At 38.0% G+C, this 19,074-nt stretch carries 18 protein-coding genes; 10 read left to right on the plus strand and 8 right to left on the minus strand.

The window, feature by feature from the left end; genetic code table 11:
- The first annotated feature begins 1 nt into the window (after position 1).
- The 5 genes from purB to J3T98_RS10730 all read left to right on the plus strand — a co-directional run bounded on the left by purB (position 2) and on the right by J3T98_RS10730 (position 5,419).
- The gene (purB, locus tag J3T98_RS10710; protein ID WP_267362824.1) at positions 2–1,369 is read left to right on the plus strand and encodes an adenylosuccinate lyase; all 1,368 of its coding nucleotides are present in this window, start codon (positions 2–4) and stop codon (positions 1,367–1,369) included.
- 112 nt (positions 1,370–1,481) lie between these two features.
- Positions 1,482–2,411 carry a hydroxymethylbilane synthase gene (gene hemC, locus J3T98_RS10715; RefSeq protein WP_267362825.1) on the plus strand — a complete coding sequence of 310 codons (930 nt, stop codon included), beginning with the start codon at positions 1,482–1,484 and terminating at the stop codon, positions 2,409–2,411.
- Positions 2,411–3,151 carry a uroporphyrinogen-III synthase gene (locus J3T98_RS10720; RefSeq protein WP_267362827.1) on the plus strand — a complete coding sequence of 247 codons (741 nt, stop codon included), beginning with the start codon at positions 2,411–2,413 and terminating at the stop codon, positions 3,149–3,151. Before hemC ends, J3T98_RS10720 begins: the two co-directional genes overlap by 1 nt.
- An 8-nt stretch (positions 3,152–3,159) precedes the next feature.
- On the plus strand, positions 3,160–4,515 hold the full coding sequence (locus tag J3T98_RS10725) for a uroporphyrinogen-III C-methyltransferase (RefSeq protein ID WP_267362829.1): 1,356 nt from the start codon (positions 3,160–3,162) through the stop codon (positions 4,513–4,515).
- A 10-nt stretch (positions 4,516–4,525) separates the two neighbouring features.
- Entirely contained in the window at positions 4,526–5,419 is an 894-nt protein-coding gene (locus tag J3T98_RS10730; protein WP_065562662.1) for a heme biosynthesis HemY N-terminal domain-containing protein, read from the plus strand.
- Positions 5,420–5,458: 39 nt separating this feature from the next.
- Here the strand turns inward: J3T98_RS10730 and J3T98_RS10735 are convergent, their stop codons facing one another.
- Both J3T98_RS10735 and J3T98_RS10740 read right to left on the minus strand, forming a co-directional pair.
- Positions 5,459–5,782 carry an AzlD domain-containing protein gene (locus J3T98_RS10735; RefSeq protein ID WP_267337767.1) on the minus strand — a complete coding sequence of 108 codons (324 nt, stop codon included), beginning with the start codon at positions 5,780–5,782 and terminating at the stop codon, positions 5,459–5,461.
- On the minus strand, positions 5,779–6,474 hold the full coding sequence (locus J3T98_RS10740) for an AzlC family ABC transporter permease (protein ID WP_267362831.1): 696 nt from the start codon (positions 6,472–6,474) through the stop codon (positions 5,779–5,781). The genes J3T98_RS10735 and J3T98_RS10740 overlap by 4 nt, the downstream gene beginning before the upstream one ends.
- Before the next feature lie 170 nt (positions 6,475–6,644).
- Between J3T98_RS10740 and gmk the strand changes: the two genes are divergently transcribed.
- Positions 6,645–7,274 carry a guanylate kinase gene (gmk, locus tag J3T98_RS10745; protein WP_267362833.1) on the plus strand — a complete coding sequence of 210 codons (630 nt, stop codon included), beginning with the start codon at positions 6,645–6,647 and terminating at the stop codon, positions 7,272–7,274.
- A 44-nt stretch (positions 7,275–7,318) separates the two neighbouring features.
- Here the strand turns inward: gmk and gloA are convergent, their stop codons facing one another.
- Together gloA and J3T98_RS10755 are read right to left on the minus strand one after the other, a co-directional pair.
- Complete coding sequence (gene gloA / locus J3T98_RS10750) at positions 7,319–7,726, minus strand: lactoylglutathione lyase (protein WP_255561379.1); 408 nt, start codon at positions 7,724–7,726, stop codon at positions 7,319–7,321.
- Between the two features lie 222 nt (positions 7,727–7,948).
- On the minus strand, positions 7,949–8,443 hold the full coding sequence (locus J3T98_RS10755; RefSeq protein WP_065733935.1) for a glycine zipper 2TM domain-containing protein: 495 nt from the start codon (positions 8,441–8,443) through the stop codon (positions 7,949–7,951).
- A gap of 163 nt (positions 8,444–8,606) precedes the next feature.
- On the opposite strand from J3T98_RS10755, the gene J3T98_RS10760 reads away from it, so the two are divergent.
- The 3 genes from J3T98_RS10760 to pgm are packed head-to-tail and all read left to right on the plus strand — an operon-like array spanning position 8,607 to position 11,009.
- Positions 8,607–8,786, plus strand: a complete 180-nt coding sequence (locus tag J3T98_RS10760; protein WP_267362835.1) for a hypothetical protein — start codon at positions 8,607–8,609, stop codon at positions 8,784–8,786.
- 21 nt (positions 8,787–8,807) lie between these two features.
- Positions 8,808–9,320, plus strand: a complete 513-nt coding sequence (locus tag J3T98_RS10765) for a hypothetical protein (RefSeq protein ID WP_065562668.1) — start codon at positions 8,808–8,810, stop codon at positions 9,318–9,320.
- Positions 9,321–9,377: 57 nt separating this feature from the next.
- Positions 9,378–11,009 (plus strand): phosphoglucomutase (alpha-D-glucose-1,6-bisphosphate-dependent), encoded by a 1,632-nt coding sequence (gene pgm, locus J3T98_RS10770; RefSeq protein ID WP_267362837.1) that lies wholly within the window; start codon positions 9,378–9,380, stop codon positions 11,007–11,009.
- 255 nt (positions 11,010–11,264) lie between these two features.
- Here pgm and J3T98_RS10775 read toward each other — a convergent pair whose 3' ends face one another.
- From J3T98_RS10775 to ubiG, 4 genes are all read right to left on the minus strand, one after another.
- Positions 11,265–12,665 (minus strand): hypothetical protein, encoded by a 1,401-nt coding sequence (locus J3T98_RS10775; RefSeq protein ID WP_267362838.1) that lies wholly within the window; start codon positions 12,663–12,665, stop codon positions 11,265–11,267.
- Between the two features lie 258 nt (positions 12,666–12,923).
- Complete coding sequence (locus J3T98_RS10780; protein WP_267362840.1) at positions 12,924–14,312, minus strand: hypothetical protein; 1,389 nt, start codon at positions 14,310–14,312, stop codon at positions 12,924–12,926.
- A gap of 579 nt (positions 14,313–14,891) precedes the next feature.
- Positions 14,892–16,355, minus strand: coding sequence for an IMP dehydrogenase (gene guaB / locus J3T98_RS10785; protein ID WP_267362842.1), 1,464 nt, complete (start codon positions 16,353–16,355; stop codon positions 14,892–14,894).
- Positions 16,356–16,477: 122 nt separating this feature from the next.
- Positions 16,478–17,182 (minus strand): bifunctional 2-polyprenyl-6-hydroxyphenol methylase/3-demethylubiquinol 3-O-methyltransferase UbiG, encoded by a 705-nt coding sequence (gene ubiG / locus J3T98_RS10790; protein WP_267358107.1) that lies wholly within the window; start codon positions 17,180–17,182, stop codon positions 16,478–16,480.
- Between the two features lie 324 nt (positions 17,183–17,506).
- Between ubiG and J3T98_RS10795 the strand changes: the two genes are divergently transcribed.
- The gene (locus J3T98_RS10795) at positions 17,507–18,880 is read left to right on the plus strand and encodes a sodium-dependent transporter (protein ID WP_218058410.1); all 1,374 of its coding nucleotides are present in this window, start codon (positions 17,507–17,509) and stop codon (positions 18,878–18,880) included.
- The last annotated feature ends 194 nt before the right edge of the window (positions 18,881–19,074 follow it).

The raw sequence follows: 19,074 nt of genomic DNA on the forward strand, positions 1-19,074 counted from the left end.
GATGGAATTATCTGCTCTAACCGCCCTATCACCAATTGATGGTCGTTATGGTGACAAAACAACAGAATTACGCACAATTTTTAGTGAATATGGTTTATTAAAATATCGCGTTCAAGTTGAAGTACGTTGGCTACAAAAATTAGCTAGCCAAGCAGATATTCTGGAGGTCCCAGCTTTAAGTGAGCTTGCCACTAAACACCTTAACCAAATTGTAGAAAACTTTGATGAACAAGATGCATTACGCATTAAAACCATCGAAAAAACCACAAACCATGATGTTAAAGCCGTTGAATATTTCCTAAAAGAGAAAGTAAACAGTAACGAAGAGCTACAAGCTATTAACGAATTTATCCACTTTGCCTGTACCTCAGAAGATATTAACAATCTATCTTACGCATTAATGCTAAAAACAGCGCGAGATACAGTAATCGTTCCTTATTGGAATAAATTGATTGATACTATCACCGCTCAAGCTAAAGCTTATCGTGACCTTCCATTGCTATCAAGAACGCACGGACAACCCGCTACACCATCTACCATTGGTAAAGAGTTTGCTAATGTAGCCTACCGTTTAAAAAGACAACTTAAACAACTACAGTCAATTGAAATACTAGGTAAAATCAATGGGGCGACAGGTAACTATAATGCACACATGGTGGCTTACCCACAAATCAATTGGCACAAATTTAGTGAAGAATTTGTCACATCATTGGGATTACAATGGAATCCATACACCACGCAAATTGAACCACATGATTATATTGCCGAATATTTTGATTGTGTTGCACGTTTCAATACCATCATGATCGACTTTGATCGTGATGTTTGGGGTTATATTGCACTAAATCATTTCAAACAAAAAACCATCGCTGGTGAGATCGGCTCTTCCACCATGCCACACAAAGTGAACCCAATTGATTTTGAAAACTCTGAAGGTAACTTAGGTATAGCTAACGCTATTATGAGTCACTTGGGTAGCAAACTACCTATTTCTCGTTGGCAACGAGATTTAACTGACTCAACAGTATTACGTAACCTTGGTGTAGGTATTGGTTATGCGATCATCGCTTATCAATCGACCCTAAAAGGCTTAAATAAGCTTGAAGTCAATCAAGAATATCTACTTGAAGAGCTTAACCGTAATTGGGAAGTGCTAGCCGAACCAATTCAAACCGTAATGCGCCGTTATGGTATCGAAAAACCATACGAAAAATTAAAAGAACTCACTCGCGGTAAACGTGTTGATGCACAAGGAATGCAACAATTCATTGACTCGTTAGCTTTACCTGAACATGAAAAAGCACGATTAAAACAATTAACTCCGGCAAATTATATTGGTTATGCAATTCGTTTTGTCGATGAACTTTAAGCGTCACATTTAAACCGTAAAAAAATAAAAATGTCTTCATGCCTAAAGCACTCAAGACTTTAGGCAAATCGACTCAAGAGTTAAAGAAAAGATAATCAAAGACTTGAAAGGAATGGAAACACCATTGAAAATTCGCATCGCCACTCGTAAAAGCCCCTTAGCACTTTGGCAGGCTAACTATGTAAAAGAACAACTGACAGCTATCCATAGCGATCTAACTGTGGAACTGCTTCCTATGGTAACCAAAGGTGATGTGCTTTTAGATAGTCCACTGTCAAAAATTGGTGGAAAAGGATTATTTGTAAAGCAACTAGAGCAAGCCATATTAGACAACGAAGCTGATATTGCTGTTCACTCAATAAAAGATATTCCCGCCCAATTCCCGGAGGGACTAACCCTATCAACCATCTGCCAACGCGATGACGTACGTGATGCACTCATATCAAACCAATATCAAAGCTTGGACGATTTACCGCAAGGTGCCATTGTTGGCACCTCAAGTCTAAGACGCCAATGTCAATTGCGAGCAAAATATCCACATCTCATTATAAAAGATTTACGTGGAAATGTAGGCTCTCGTCTAGCGAAATTAGACGATCAACAATACGATGCAATCATCCTCGCCGCTGTCGGTTTAAAGCGATTAGGATTACAAGAGCGAATCAAACAATATATAACAACAGATCTAATCTTACCGGCGGTTGGGCAAGGTGCGGTTGGCATTGAAATCCGCTCAAATGATGACACGATTCTTAAATTACTTGCACCTCTAGACGATAAAAACAGCCGAATTTGTATCCAAGCAGAAAGAGCAATGAATCAAGCCTTACAAGGTGGTTGCCAAGTGCCAATCGCCTGCTATAGTCAATTAACGAATGATTTATTAACTTTAACCGGGTTAGTTGGTAGTATTGATGGGAGCAAAATCATTAAAGCGACGCTAACCAAATCAGCAACCGAGCCTGAAACCTTAGGTCAACAACTGGCATCAGAATTGTTAGCCAAAGGAGCTGATAAAATTTTAGCGGAAATAATTGATTGATGATTTATATTACTCGCCCTTCCCCCGAAGGGGATAAGCTAACCCAGCAATTAAATCAAGCAAATATTCCGGCAACCCATCTCCCATTATTCAAAATCTTAGCAGGTCATGGACTAAATAACCTTCAACAACAGCTCAACCAACTTGCGCCATCAGATATCGTAATTGTGGTATCGCCACAAGTCAGCTATATGATAAAAGAACATCAACCTAATCTAAGCTTTCCTAAACATCTACGCTATTTTGCCATTGGCAAAAAGTCAGCTCAATTGTTTAGTCAACAAGCTGACGTTCACGTTGATTATCCAAGTGAGGAATATAGTGAGGGATTATTACCACTATTGACTGACTTGCAAGGCCGTTCCGTTTTAATTTTGTGTGGCAACAATGGACGGCAATTGCTGTCTCAAGAGTTGCAACAAAAAGCAAACGTGACCTCAATACAATGTTATTTTCGTCAACCAATTCAATATCCAGCCAACATACTAACTGATGATATTGCTCAACAAATCCTACTCGTAACAAGTGTCGATCACCTACTCCAACTCGACACATATTGCCAAAATAAACATAAATATGAAGCACAATTGGTGGTAACTAGCCCACGGATATTCGAAAAAGCCAAGCAACTAAATTGGCATAGCGTTTTACAAATTGTTAGCGCAAATAATGAATTTTTATTTAAAACAATGATAACTCTATGTCATAATGCGGAAAATATTTCTCAAAAATCTAAATGAGGTAATTTATGCCATCTAGATATTATGGTGCCAATGCAACACTATCAAACATCAGCACCACTTCATTTAGCCAAATAAAAAAGACAGAAGCGAATAATATGATGAATATAAATAAAAAAGAGCCAAAACCTTCTAGTCCTCAACCTGAGCCATCAGTCAAAACGCTAAAAGCGCCAGTATCAAAACTCTCAATACTCGCCATCGGATTAACAGTTTGCTTAGGTGGATTGATCTATTTTCAAGGTTATAGACAGCTCCAAAACCAAACACATGAAATCTCAACGCTACAAACTGAAATTGCCAATTTAAAACAACATACCAAAGCAAGTATCATTAAAGATCTTCAAAGTAATATTGATGATGCCATCAATAAACAAAACCAACAGTTTTCATTATTAACACAACGCGTTGACCGTCAATTAAGCGACAACCAAAAAGCTCAACAGCAACTTATTGAACAAGTTAACGATACCAATAAATTAAACGAGCAAAATCTAAACAGCCTCAACGAACGTTTAGCAGCTGTATCGACTCTGGATAACAACGTTTGGCTAATCTCGCAAGCAAACTACCTAGTGCATTTAGCTGGAAGAAAAATCTGGAGCGATCAAGACTACACCAGCGCCCGTTTATTACTCAAAAGTGCAGATGAAAGCTTAGCGAAAACAAATGATCCAAGCCTACTCCCTGCTCGACAAGCCATCACCAAAGATATTAACTCACTATCTCAAGTCACTTTTGTTGACGCTGATGGCATAATCCTAAAATTACTTGGTTTAACTGAATCAATAACAGAATTACCATTAGTTGGAAACTATAAAGATATCGATCTTGGCATGAATCAATATGACGATACTCTTGCTAACAACGCCAATACTTCAGCAGATAATGTCACCCATTCAACAGATGATTGGTCAGATAATTTACTTGCTAATGCTTCAACATTTATGGATAAATTCATCAAAATTGAAAAATTAGATGTAAAAGATAACCATTTTTCTGAGTGCCTAGACAAAGCTGGAAGTGACGAAAAGCAAATTGTTAAATGCCAGATCCTAAAAACACCACTTAGTGCAGAACAATCACTTTACCTGCGCGAAAATATCCGTTTCCGCCTATTAATTGCTGCTCAAGCAGTACCAAGACATCAAGAACTCATTTATCAACAAGCGCTAAATGATACCGCAATTTGGGTCAATGCGTATTTTGATGGTAATGCCCCAAGTGTAAAAGCATTCATAGATGAGCTTGAAAACTTACAAAACCAACCAATCAGTAACCAAAATATACCTGATAAACTCGACAGCATTACTGAACTTGAAAAATTAATGCAAACCCGCGTTAAATCGATATTAGGTAAATAGGAGAATAATAATGTTCAAAATACTCATTATATTCCTAGTATTAGTTGGTGGATTTTTCCTTGGGCCATTGTTTGAAGGCCACCAAGGTTCTGCGGTATTCGAAGTTGCCAAATATCGTATCAGCATGTCATTTAACTCATTTATGATTTTGCAAATCATTGGTTTGCTCTGCCTATACTTAATCTATAAATTATTCTCTAAAATCTTCAATACCAAATTGGGTAATTGGTTTAGATTACGATCGCCAAAAAAATCAATTAAACGTATTGAACAAGCGCAATTTTATTTATTAGAAGGTGATTACCGACAAGCAGCAAAACTATTTATGAAAAGTGCCAAAGGAGCAAAAAGTTCGACACTATCTTACTTACTCGCTGCTCAAGCACAAATTGATGATGACCAACTTATTGCCGCTAATCAATCTTTAGAGCAAGCAGCTAAAAGTTGTCAACCAAATGAATTATTTGCTTTTCAGCTTGTACAAATTCGGTTACAAATCAAAAATCACGAATATAGCTCAGCCAAAATCACAATCGAAAAACTGCTAAACGAAAAACCGCGTAACATTGAGCTCCTAAAATTAGCAGACCAGCTATATTATGAATCACAAGATTATCAAGCGGTGATAGAACTGTTACCGATCTTATACAAAACCAAAGCTTACCCTGATTCGCAACTCGATCAGTTCAAACAAGCGGCTTATATTGGTCGTATAAAACAGTTATCTACGGATATTGATCCTTTAGCTTTAATAAAATGGTGGAAAAAACAACCAAAATCTATCATTAACAATCTTGCCAATCAAAAAGCAATGGCCAACTACCTAACTCAATTAGGTCAAACCGCCGAAGCTGAAAGACTAAAAAGAAACATCATGCGATTAGAGCAAAAAGAACAATGTTGACATAAAAAACAGGGCAATCGCCCTGTTTTTTATTTATCGCTAGAGAATAAAATACCGAATCAAAGCCATACAACTCATACCAGTAATCACCACCCACATCAGGTTTCGTGTCAATACCGCCACGATAATAGTTGGCACAGCGGCTAAACAATATTCCAAATTAAAAGAAGGAAACTCACCTTGCTTAACAATAAACAAATTTTGCACAAATAGCGCAGTTAAAATACAGATAGGCACATAAGATAGAAAACGAATCACGATTTCAGGCAATTGCAATTTTCTAACTAATAAAAATGGAATAACTCGCGGTAACCAAGTCACCACACCACTCCCCAAAATAATCAACAAACTATACAAACTCATGCTTTACGCTCCACAATAATACCCATAAAGCAGCCAGCAAAAGTACTAAATAATATTGCCATTTCTGACGATAAAAATCGCAATAAAAAGACCAGCACCACAGTTACGGTTAACATTGCAATAATCAGATTTCTAATGGTTTTTGTTTTATCACCAGTTAACTGCAAATATAATAAACCAATAAACATCGCAACTAATGCATAATCTAAACCAAACTGAGCAGGATTCGGCAACCACTCGCCAATCAATGCACCAACTAAACAGGATAATATCCACGCCAAATAAGCAGTAACATTCAACCCATGCATCCAAGGCGGATTGATCGGCGTTTTATTAGCAATGGCATTCATCGCAACCGCAAAACTCTCATCGGTTAATAAGCTACCAATCCCAATATTATTAAAAAGCGAAAAACGCCGAAAAGCAGGTGCAGTAGCCATACTCATCAAAAAATGGCGTGAATTAACCAAAAAAACAGTAAATATCACAGCCGAAATCGGAGTTGCTACAATCATTAAACCCGTGATGATAAATTGCGATGCACCCGCATAAATGATAGCAGCCATCAAGGTGATTTCTAACACTGACAAATTAGAGGCTTTTCCCACTACACCCGCAGCGATACCAATTCCAATATACCCCAATAAGGTGGGAATACAGGCGCGCACACCATCTTCAAACGTTAATGACATCTTTCATTCCTTACAAACTGATATCTTGAATAATTATAATAATAAAGATTAGATTGCAGACAATTAATTAGACTAAAAACAATAAGCCGCATTTTATAATCAAACTTTGCTATAATAGAGTATAACAACGCTCTATCAATACCATTTATTATATTACGGTAAAATTATTTATGTATACAGGCACTTTATTTATCATTTCAGCACCAAGTGGTGCAGGCAAATCAAGCCTGATTCGCGCCTATTTGGAACAAACTAATCACCATCCGGCTAAAGTTTCAATCTCTCATACAACCAGAAACCCAAGACCGGGCGAAAAACAAGGTGAACACTACTATTTTGTAGACAATCAAGAATTTGAATCACTTATAAAACAAAATGCCTTTGTTGAATATGCTCACGTCTTTGACCACTACTATGGCACATCCAAAGCTGAAATCGAACAATCATTACAGCAAGGAATAAATGTCTTTCTTGATATCGATTGGCAAGGTGCACAGCAAGTAAGACAGCAAATGCCTGAATCAAAAAGCATCTTCATTTTACCGCCATCACTAAAAGAGCTTGAAAATCGACTGATTAAACGAGGCCAAGACGACGCGAATATCATCAGCAAAAGAATGCACAAAGCTCAATCTGAAATATCGCATTATAACGAATATGACTACATCATAATAAATGATGATTTTGATGAATCATTAACAGCACTTAATGCCATTATGACAACAGCGAGTCTTGAGCAAGCAAAACAAACCATCACACACCAACAACTTATTGATGACCTGCTTGCACCAAAATATTAATAGATTTGAAAAAAATATCGCCGAAAAATCGGCGATATAACGTATTAATTACCTAACGCTTCAGACGCTTGGCTATTTTGAATTAACTCAAGTTTATAACCATCGGGATCTTCAACAAAAGCAATAATCGTCTTACCACCTTTAACCGGCCCCGCCTCACGAGTCACACGACCACCCGCTTGACGAACGTCTTCGCACATCTTAGCCACATCATCAACCCCAATAGCAATATGACCAAACGCCGTACCATGATCATATTTATCCGTCCCCCAATTATAGGTCAACTCAATCACCGAACTTTCAGACTCATCACTATAACCAACAAAAGCAAGAGAGTATTGATATTCAGGATTCTCACTTGTTCTAAGCAACTTCATTCCCATTATACGAGTATAAAAATCAATTGAACGTTTTAGATCGCCGACGCGGATCATAGTATGTAAAATACGCATTGCAGTACTGTTCCTTATTACAATTAAACATCTAACTTGAGTTTATCTATTTGCACCAAACCAAGCAAATTTTTATGCTGACAAAATAATCAATTAAGAGAATTTAAAAATAGGTAAAATGGGAAAAAAGGAAAAAATGGAAGAAAGGGAAGAAAAAAAATGCCTTCACGAATCATACAATAAGTGAAGGCGAACAAATCAGTAAGATTTGAAAAGGAACCTTTAATATCTTGAATTATATTTTGGTGCTGCACTAATACGTTTACCGTTAGAGATCAGTTTCACTTTTTGACCTGGATAAAACTGCTTAGCATCACCTTTTTGAACAATAACAATCGTTGAACCTTTATCTTGTTTGATTTCTAATTCAACCGCTGCAGCTTGGCTTGCTTTGTTTTCGATAGCATCACCTAAAATTGCACCACCTACAGCACCGGTAGCTGCAGCTAAAATTCGCCCAGTACCATTACCAATTGTATTACCTAATACTCCCCCGATGACTGCGCCGCCTAAAGGACCCGCAACATTACCACCATTTTTGCCATCAGAGTTAGCTTGAATCTTCACAGCTCTTACAGCAACAACTGTACCATAACTTACCTGTTGAACTTGTTTAGCTTGATCGGTTGTATAAACATCGCCAGAATAAATATCACTATTACTGCACCCAGATAAAATTGCTGCTAGTATAGTTAATGTGACGATTTTTTTCATAATTTATTCCTCATATTTTGAGTATAAAACTTTATACCTTCAATAGCATAATATTCTTTTACAAAAACGACAACATCATTTTCACAATTTTATCAATTGATAATACAATTTATAATCAACTTAGGTTATACTCAGCTCAATACTTAATCTACCATACAATAAGTACATGAAACGGTTATTTTTTCCTTTAATATTATCAGTTATGATAACTGCCTGTCATGATGAAAATCAAAATACAACGACGAAACATGAAACCGTCACTCATCAATCTAAGCTTGATTGTATGGATGACAAACCGAATTTAAATCTTGACGCCATCGCAGCTGATGGATGTCCAGTAAAATAATTTTATAGGCAAAATAACAGCATGAAAACTATCGAAATCGACGAAGAACTTTATCAATTTATTGCAGGTCAAACTCAACATATAGGTGAAGATGCTTCAAGTATTTTAAGACGATTATTAAAGTTCAACCAATTGTCAGCAATCGAAATTGCCCCATCAGAACTCACTGAAAACAATTATTCAGTTATTGAAAACCTTATTAAAAGTGAAAGATTTACAAAAGAAAGATCTACCATCAGTCGATTTTTAACGGTATTAAACGCGCTATACAACTACAACTCAGCACTATTCTCCATTGCAGCGACCTCACTCCATGGTAGAAAGCGTCAATACCTAGCTAAAGACAAAAAAGCACTTGAAACCTCAGGTAAAAATACCAAACCACGAGAAATCATTGGCACCCCATACTGGGTCATTAGCAACACCAATACTGCTCGTAAAATACTCATTATTGAATCGATTATGAGTGACATGGGAATATCAGAAAGCATGATAAACCAAGTGACTCATGCATTCTCACCATCAAGTAAATAAAAATTCACGCAATGAACACAAAAGTGAATAAAACGAATTGTGAAAGAGGAGTAAAAAATGGATAAGCCAAGTCGTGCGGGATTGTTAGCGCAACCGACAGACCTAATAAATGTCGAATCATTAAAAAACAATTACTACCAAATCAAACCAGATACAGACAATATCAGCCAACTGGTCATCTTTGGTACATCGGGTCACCGTGGTAGCTCAAACAAAGGCACCTTTAACGAAGCTCATATTCTAGCCATTGCACAAGCGGTGGCGGAATACCGCAAAGCTAACAACATCACTGGTCCTTGCTTTATTGGCCAAGATTCCCACGCCTTATCCGAACTTGCGCTAAAATCCGTTTTAGAAGTCTTTATTGCTAACGAACAAACCGTAGTTATCGCTCAAAACTGGGGTTACACACCAACGCCAGTAATATCGCACGCCATCTTAACTTACAATAAACAATCACAATTAGCTGACGGCATCGTTATCACGCCATCACACAACCCACCTGAAGATGGCGGAATCAAATACAACCCAACTAACGGCGGGCCTGCTGATACTGACATCACCAAACAGATCGAAAATCGCGCTAACGAACTACTCAAAGCCAACCTAAATGGTGTCAAACGCGTCACGATCGAAAAAGCGATAAAATCTGACTACCTGCATACTAAAGAATATGAAACCGATTATGTTAATGACCTGCAAAACATCGTCGATCTATCGCTTATCAAATCATCATCACTCAAAATTGGGGTTGACCCGCTTGGTGGCGCCTGTATTACCTATTGGCCACGCATTGCTGAAAAATATGGCCTAAACCTAGAAATCGTTAACAACAAAATCGACCCAACATTTAGCTTTATGCATCTTGACCATGATGAAATTATCCGCATGGATTGCTCAAGCCGTTGGGCAATGGCAGGATTACTAAATCTAAAAGACAAATTCGATCTAGCCTTTGGCAACGACACCGATGCTGACCGCCACGGTATCGTCACCCCAAAAGGACTAATGAACCCAAATGCCTACTTATCAACCTGTGTAAACTACCTATTCCAAAACCGCCCACAATGGCACAAAGATATCGCAATCGGTAAAACACTTGTAACTAGCTCAATGATCGACCGCGTAGCTAACAGCTTAAACAAAAAATACCTTGAATATCCGGTTGGTTTTAAATGGTATGCTGATGGACTCTATCACGGCAAACTCGGATTTGCTGGTGAAGAAAGCGCAGGCGGATCATTCCTAAGAACCAACGGCAAAGTCTGGACAACTGATAAAGACGGCATCATCTTATGTCTACTTGCTGCAGAAATGACGGCCAAAATTGGCAAAAATCCGCAAGAACAATATCAAGAGCTTGAAGACAAATTTGGTATCTCATACTATGGACGCATTCAAGCTTCGGCTACATTTGCTGAAAAACAAAAACTGGCCAAACTTGATGCAAGCCAATTAACCACAGACAAACTAGCCGGTGAAGAAATAACCCAATGCCTCACTACCGCGCCAGCAAATAATGCGCCAATTGGTGGATTAAAAGTGATCACCCAAAACGGCTGGTTTGCAGCTCGCCCATCGGGAACGGAAGACGCATATAAAATCTATGCCGAAAGCTTTATCAGCAACGAACACCTTGCCACCTTACAGCAAGAAGCACAACAAATAGTGGCAAAAGCAATAAAATAAAAAGCAGATAAGGTAACGGATAAACGGGGTAATAAAGCTAAAATAATTATTTATTAGCTCCCAAAACCCCGTTCCTCAACTTTTTTTTGCGATAAAAAACCGCAAAAATAAACCCGCCTAAGCGGGTAATTCAAACGTTGCTAAGCCAGAAAATCGCTTTTATCACTCAACGACGTTGCCCCTTCGATTCCGCTACTCTTTTAACGCTATCGTTCATATGCCTAAAGCCTATGGATTAAGAACAAAAAATAAAAACTAAGGCCAAACACAAATTCCCCGATTGTTGGGGTCGCCAGAATACTCAGATCCATATACAGAGCCTAATATTGAGTTCACGGTAAATCGATTGCTACCATTAGCGTCACTAGTCCAAAACTCGCCGTAGTCAAAATTGGCTCCTGAGTAGCGAGACAAGTCGCTCCATTCCGAAAAAAAGCCAGCACCAATGTGACGTTGGTGGAAGTTATCAGGTGAAAAAGGAGTCGCACCAACTGAACCATCACACTCTGTGCGCGAATTGCTTCCCTGACAAGATGCATTAGTTAAATCTTTTACTTTAGGCACACGATAACCTAAACTGTTACACCAAGATAGTGTCGAAGGATAAGTGTAACTATCAGTACCACGACTGACAAACCACTGCTTTAACACAAATCCATACTTAACAACAGCGTTACCATTACTATCACGACCAACTAACTCGAATGTTTGTGGTAAAATAGGCGTTGCAATACGACCCGGATTGTCTAAATTCCACTGGGACTCAGTTGTAAAAGGACCTGTTAATTTAACACGAACACCTGATGTCACCGGTGACTTTGTCATAGTCGCAGTGATGCCACCTTGAGAGACTTGTTCCCATGATAAATCTTCACCACCACCACCAATATCTAAATCAAAGTACAATCCATGACCACCAGCTGTAGGAAAATTTAAATCATAAAATGATTGAGGAAGAAAGCCATCAGAAGGACTCCACATCGTAGCTGGACCACGGAAGTCATGAGAATAGTTCTCATCCATATCACCGGGTGCTAAATTAGGCCTAGCATAACAAAGCTTCGGCACAGCGTTCTTAGGATTTATCATATAAATGACATCACCGGCACCAAATTTAATACTGTTTGGAATACCATATTGTGTAGCTAATTTACCACCTGTCGTAGATAAACGAATGTAATAAGGCGCCTTACAAATATCTACCATTGCATTACGCGATACATACTTATAGTTTTTATCCCAAATAGATAAACTCAAACTACCAGTAACAGAGAAATCACCATCACCATCATCATCCTCTCCATAATTATAAGGAGAACCAATAAGCGTACTGAGTTCGACTGAATTACTATCAGTTGGAACAAACATTCCAATATCAGCAAAACTTTGACCTACAGCCGGCAACTCAATCGGTGTAATGGATGAAGGTTTGGTTGATGGCGTATATTGAGTTCCATCAGATAAAGTTATTCCTAGTAAACTATCAGTACTTATAGCTCGTGTATGACCACCATCAAACGTTAAATACGGAGCATTACCTTGGATAATATTTGAAGTTTTAACTGTTAATGCATAACTGCAAAAGGGGATAGAAAGCAAAATAGTTAAAAAAATTTGCCTGAATAATAAATTAAAGGTTCGAAATAAGGATTGCACCAAAATTCGCGATCCACTATGGAAAATATTTAAAATTATACTTTTGTAAAAAATAAACATCGAAAGTTTAACTCTTTAAAACTATAACACACACCACCAATAAACACAATAAATCAATATGTTACCAACTTTTTTATACTTATACTATTTTAGCCATTTAGCTAAAAATGTATAAAAATATCATTTCAGAGCCATCAAATTAACGATTCATCAGCGAATTGATTTACTTTTGCTATTGATCTACCTTAATAATAAGTTCTAACGATTAACACAAACCGCATTCGAGCTGTAACTGTCCCTAAGCGCTGAACCATGCCTCATATCCAAGACATAAGTCTTACCATCATTGTTTGGGGTACTTGTCCAGTACGTATCGCCGTAAAATTTGACGTCGGGGTAACCGCTCATCATCCCCCATTCAGAAACAAAACCTCCACCAATATAACGCTGATAAAAATTATTAGGTGAAGAAGGAGTAGCACCGACTAAACCTCTACACCAATTACCTGACTCCTTACCACGACAAGATGCATTGGTTAAATCCTTTATCTCAGCCACTTGATAACCCAGACCATTACACCAAAGTGTTGCACGAGAATAAGAATTTGCCGCGGGTCCACTGTTGACGAACCATTGCTTTAATACAAATCCATATTTAACAACAGGGTTACCATTGCTATCACGACCAATTAACTCAAAAGTCTGAGGTAAATTAGGTTGGGCAATAGGTTTAGGAGTAGGACTCATGCCTGTCTCGATTGGGATAGGACCAGTGAAGGTAACGCGTACACTTGTAGCTGTAGAATTGCTCATAGTCGCAGTGATACCTTCAATCGTAACAGGAGACCAAGACAAAGCCTGATTAACACCACCAATGATTAAATCAAAGTACATTTTGTTAGCAGCAGTAGTAGGAAAGTTTGAACTATAACGTGATGAGTCAGTTGATTGAGGAATAAAGCCATTATCAGGATCCCACATCCAAGACGGACCAGCGAAGTCATGAGAAATACCAAAATCGCCATACTTACCATTTTTTAAGTTTGGTCTAGCAAAACAAACCACCGGAACAGCCTTAGGATTAACAGTATAAGTGACACTACTTTCATTGAAAGTACTATTAGAAGGAAGACCGTAACGCGTAGTTAATTCGCCATTAGTACTAGTTAATTTTACTTGATAAGGTGCTTTACAAATATCGAGCACGGTATTACGTGATACAGCTTGATTACTGTTATCCACGATAGATAAACTTAAACTACCCGTCGCAGAAACATCACCATCTCCATCATCATCTCCCCAATAATTATTAGGAGGACCAATAAGAGAATTTAAATCGACTGAATTAGTATTAGTTGGGACGAACATACTTATATCAGCAAAACTCTGTCCCTCAACAGGCAAGGAGATTGGAGTTATAGATGAAGAATTGGTAGAAGGCGTATAATGTGTACCATCAGATAGTGTAATCCCGAGCAAACCGTCATTATTAACCGCACGAGTACGACCGCCATCGTAAGTTAAATATGGCTCATTTCCGTGAATAGAATTCGAGGTATTAACGGTTAATGCATGGCTAAAAGAAGGAAGTAATAGTACGACAAAGATCAGCCGAAATAATTTGGATCGATGAAAAGATCGCGCCAAAATTCGTAGAATTTTGCTTGAACAGATCAAAAAATGAAGTTCTCGGAAAAATGAAAGTTGAGATCTTAACTTTGATGAATTTAAAGTCGAACAATGGTGCAAATTGTAATGCATAACGACAATCCTGTCAAGTAACTTTATGATTTTTATATAGTTAACACTTTAGATTCTAACTGCAAATCTATAACACTTGGAGATTATAGTTACGGCAAAAATACGATGCAATAGCCCTCAATAGACTTAATTGCTAACATTCGTAAAGGAGATCACGAAAAGATCCGAACAATGATCGGCTAACTATTGTCTTAATTAAAAAGATCGACTTTACATACCTTTAAAAATTCATCATTTTATAACCATAAAAATTTGAATTTTTTTTGAATTTAGACTCACCAAAAAAATCGCTATTCAAATTTTTATGAAACACCTAAAAAAAAATCGACGTGTTAAGCGATGTATGCTGAGCTGTAAAAGCGTAATTTTACCCCCCAAAAACCCCGCTCCTCAACTTTTTTAGAAAGCAAATTTTACTCATAAAAAAAGGATTACACTGAATCCTTTTTTATTGATATTTATTGATTAACCCACTCGATAATTAGGTGGCTCTTTAGTGATTAGGACGTCATGAACATGACTCTCTTTCATACCTGCGCCAGTAATGCGGTAGAACTTCGATTTTGTGCGTAACTCATCGATAGTTCCACAACCAGTTAGCCCCATACATGAGCGTAAGCCACCCATTTGTTGGTGGATGATCTCTTTTAATAAACCTTTGTAAGCAATTCGTCCTTCAATACCTTCTGGCACTAGCTTATCGGCAGCATTATCTGATTGGAAGTAGCGATCCGATGATCCTTTTGCCATCGCACCGAGTGAACCCATACCGCGATAAGATTTATAAGCACGACCTTGGAATAGTTCGATTTCGCCAGGTGCTTCTTCAGTTCCGGCAAACATTGAACCAACCATAACGCAAGATGCGCCAGCGGCAATAGCTTTAGCAATATCACCTGAAAAACGAATGCCACCATCAGCAATAACTGGAATATTGTGTTGTTTAGCCACTTCAACAGCGTCCACAATGGCACTAATTTGCGGTACCCCTACCCCAGTGACGATACGCGTGGTACAAATAGAACCCGGTCCAATACCCACTTTTACCGCACTCACGCCTGCATCAATTAGCGCTTTTGCGCCTTCACCCGTAGCAACGTTGCCACCTATAATTTGTAAATTTGGATAGGCTTGTCTTGCTTGGCGAATGCGTTCAAGTACCCCTTCTGAATGGCCATGTGATGAGTCGATAAGTAAAACATCAACGCCGGCTTCAACCAAAGCAGCAATACGCTCTTCATTACCCGCACCCGCACCCACTGCTGCGCCAACACGTAAGCGACCTTTTTCGTCTTTACATGCATTAGGTTTTTGTTCTGCTTTATTGTAATCTTTAACGGTTATCATGCCTTTTAAGTGGAATCTATCATCAACCACTAAAACCTTTTCAACACGATGTTCATGCATTTTTTGCAGTACACTTTCTCGAGATTCGCCCTCTTTAACGGTGACTAAGCGCTCTTTAGGTGTCATTACCGCAGTTACAGATAGTGATAAGTCAGTTGCAAATCGAACATCTCGAGCAGTGATAATACCGACTAACTCTTGTGATTCTGTCACAACCGGAAACCCTGCAAAGCCATATTCTTTAGCAAGATCGATTACTTGTTGAATAGTTGCTGTTGGTAGTACTGTTACTGGATCTTGAACAATTCCGCTTTCATGTTTTTTAACACGCTTTACATGCTCAGCTTGAACTTCAATTGGCATATTTTTATGGATAAAACCAATGCCACCTTCTTGAGCAAGGGCAATAGCCAGTTCGGCTTCGGTTACCGTATCCATGGCAGCAGATAGCATTGGAATGTTTAATTTGATGGTTTGCGTCAGTTGAGTTGTAATATCAGCAGTATTAGGTAAAACAGTTGAATGGGCTGGAACTAATAAAACATCATCGAACGTGAGGGCTTCTTTAACTATACGAGACATGACAATATTCACCATTGAGTTGGATTGTTGATAAAATATTGCCGATGTATTCTACTCACATTCGATATAAAAGACTAGTAGAATTTGATATTTATTTTTAGGCGATAATCAATCACCCACTTTTAATTGAGCTCGTCTTTTTGAGCCATCAAAATATAATTTACATCAACATTACGACCTAAACGGAATTGATTGCTGAGTAAGTGATATTCCATTCCAATAATATCTTTAACCGTTAACTGCGCTTGTTCAACCCAATTCATTAATTCAGAAGGACGGATAAAACGATTAAAATCATGAGTCCCTTTTGGCACTAAGCGCGCTATATATTCAGCGCCATAAATCAACATAAGTTTTGCTTTATGGTTACGATTGATGGTCGATAAGTAGAGTTTTCCGTTCGGTTTGAGCAGTTTTGCACAGGCATTGATAATAGAAAATGGGTCAGGCACATGCTCTAACATCTCCATACAAGTTATCACATCATAGTGTGATGGATACTGTGTGGCGTGCTCTTCAACGGTTTGTTTTTGGTAGTTGATAGAAAGACCATTTTGCTCGGCATGTAATTTTGCTACCGCTAATGATTCATCAGCCAAATCGATAGCGGTTACATTTGCACCTAACTTGGCTAAACTTTCAGACAATATTCCCCCACCACAACCAACATCTAATACATTTTTTTGATTCAAATCGTTTGATTTAATGTAATCAACTCGCAATGGATTAATGATATGCAATGGTTTGCATTGGCCATTTGGATCCCACCATTGTGCAGCTAACTTTGCAAACTTATCTATCTCGTTTAAATCGATGTTTTGTGTCATGGGTATTCTTATCAAAAAGGGGAATTGATGTAATATATGCGATGAGTTGATGATTAGCAATATCAAACCGTTTTAAAAACCCCGCTCCTCAACTTTTTTTATTACTCATAATTTCTATACTCAACCACTCAAAAATTCCGTTTTACTTAGCGATATAGGCTAAATTTTTTCATTGGCTATAACTATAAATCGTAATGTTTTCTTGTCTATAGGCTTAATTCATGGCATGATTTAGCACTTTATTTATCTAATAAAAAAATAGTTCAGCCTCGGCTGATGCTAGAAATTAAATATTTAATCAAAAACTCAAGGGAAAATATATTCATGAGTACAGGTACTATGAAGAAAAGTCATTCACAGTGGAGCTCTCGCATGGGATTCATGCTTGCAGCTGCGGGTTCTGCTGTGGGTTTAGGTAACATTTGGAAATTTCCATACATGGCTGGAGAAATGGGTGGTTCAGCATTCGTACTTACCTATTTGCTATTTATGTTTGTTATTGGTCTGCCTATTCTAGTTTTAGAGTGGTTAATTGGCCGTCGCGGGCAAAAAAATCCAATCCATACCATGGAAGATGTTGCTGTTTCAGAAGGTCGCTCAAAATTGTGGCGCTGGGTTGGGATTATCGGCGTACTTGGCTCATTTTTAATTCTCTCGTTTTATAGTGTAATTGGCGGTTGGGCTACCGATTATATCTTTTTAGCTATCAATGGTACATTTAATGGTGCGAATGGTGCCGTAACGGCGCAAATCTTCAAAGGTTTTCTTGGTAATACCTCTAGCTTGTTGATTTGGCATACGGTGTTTATGGCAGCCAATACCATTATTGTTGCAATGGGCGTTGGCGCTGGTTTAGAGCGTGCTTGTAAGGTAATGATGCCTGGCCTTGGCATTTTATTATTGGTCTTAGTTGCTTATGCAGCCATCGTTAGTGGATCATCATTTGGTCAAGCGTTTGACTTTTTATTCACACCAAACTGGTCGGCATTAAATGGTACTGCCATTTTAGCGGCTTTAGGTCATGCATTCTTCAGCTTATCATTAGGAATGGGGATTATGATGGCTTACGGTTCATATCTTGGTAAAGATGTGAACTTAATCTCTACTGCTCGCACCGTTGTTATCTTAGATGTTATCGTTGCGATGTTGTCAGGTATGGCGATCTTCCCATTAGTATTTGCTAATGGTTTAGAAGCGGGTTCTGGTCCTGGTCTGATCTTTGTAACGTTACCTATCGCTTTTGGTAATATGGCAGCAGGTTCAATTTTAGGTTGTTTATTCTTTATCTTCCTAACTTTTGCTGCGTTAACCTCATCAATATCATTACTTGAGCCTACGGTAGAGTTATTAGAAGAAAAAACGCACATGGGTCGTAAAACCGCAACAGTGGTTAGTAGTGTATTAATTTGGGCATTGGGTATCGCTTGTATTTTATCATTCAATGAATGGGCAGACCTGAAACTATTTGATAAAAATATTTTCGATCTGCTTGATTACCTCACAAGTAAGATTATGTTACCTGTGACAGGATTAGGTACTGTTATCTTTGGTGCTTGGATGATGAACCAAAAAGTCATTCGTAAAGAGCTTAACTTAAATAGCTTCTGGTTTGGCGTTTGGACGATTTTAACTCGCGTAATTATTCCGGTTGCCGTTGTTCTTATTTTAGTTTGTGGCTTTTTACCAGAAACTCGATAATTAAATTATCATCAATAGCCCTGATACATTATCAGGGCTTTTTTTTAATCAATTAAAAAATCACCAATCAACGGTTTATCATAACCTCTCCTCTTGAAATTCTTTTTTTAATTCCCATATAGCAATACAACAATTAATCAAAACATTATGTCAAAGTTAATCAATTAAAATGTATCGATCACTTTTAATTGCTA

The organism is Gilliamella sp. B2772, from assembly GCF_026536985.1.
GTDB classification, from domain to species: Bacteria; Pseudomonadota; Gammaproteobacteria; order Enterobacterales; family Orbaceae; genus Gilliamella; species Gilliamella apicola_E.

Bases quoted from the DNA above. Each gene is read 5' to 3' on its own strand.
- pgm (WP_267362837.1), top strand. From the start codon at position 9,378: ATGGATAAGCCAAGTCGTGCGGGATTGTTAGCGCAACCGACAGACCTA.
- J3T98_RS10730 (WP_065562662.1), top strand. From the start codon at position 4,526: ATGTTCAAAATACTCATTATATTCCTAGTATTAGTTGGTGGATTTTTC.
- guaB (WP_267362842.1), bottom strand. From the start codon at position 16,355: ATGTCTCGTATAGTTAAAGAAGCCCTCACGTTCGATGATGTTTTATTA.
- J3T98_RS10725 (WP_267362829.1), top strand. From the start codon at position 3,160: ATGCCATCTAGATATTATGGTGCCAATGCAACACTATCAAACATCAGC.
- J3T98_RS10795 (WP_218058410.1), top strand. From the start codon at position 17,507: ATGAGTACAGGTACTATGAAGAAAAGTCATTCACAGTGGAGCTCTCGC.
- J3T98_RS10720 (WP_267362827.1), top strand. From the start codon at position 2,411: ATGATTTATATTACTCGCCCTTCCCCCGAAGGGGATAAGCTAACCCAG.
- J3T98_RS10735 (WP_267337767.1), bottom strand. From the start codon at position 5,782: ATGAGTTTGTATAGTTTGTTGATTATTTTGGGGAGTGGTGTGGTGACT.
- J3T98_RS10760 (WP_267362835.1), top strand. From the start codon at position 8,607: ATGAAACGGTTATTTTTTCCTTTAATATTATCAGTTATGATAACTGCC.
- J3T98_RS10740 (WP_267362831.1), bottom strand. From the start codon at position 6,474: ATGTCATTAACGTTTGAAGATGGTGTGCGCGCCTGTATTCCCACCTTA.
- purB (WP_267362824.1), top strand. From the start codon at position 2: ATGGAATTATCTGCTCTAACCGCCCTATCACCAATTGATGGTCGTTAT.
- J3T98_RS10765 (WP_065562668.1), top strand. From the start codon at position 8,808: ATGAAAACTATCGAAATCGACGAAGAACTTTATCAATTTATTGCAGGT.
- hemC (WP_267362825.1), top strand. From the start codon at position 1,482: ATGGAAACACCATTGAAAATTCGCATCGCCACTCGTAAAAGCCCCTTA.
- gloA (WP_255561379.1), bottom strand. From the start codon at position 7,726: ATGCGTATTTTACATACTATGATCCGCGTCGGCGATCTAAAACGTTCA.
- ubiG (WP_267358107.1), bottom strand. From the start codon at position 17,182: ATGACACAAAACATCGATTTAAACGAGATAGATAAGTTTGCAAAGTTA.
- gmk (WP_267362833.1), top strand. From the start codon at position 6,645: ATGTATACAGGCACTTTATTTATCATTTCAGCACCAAGTGGTGCAGGC.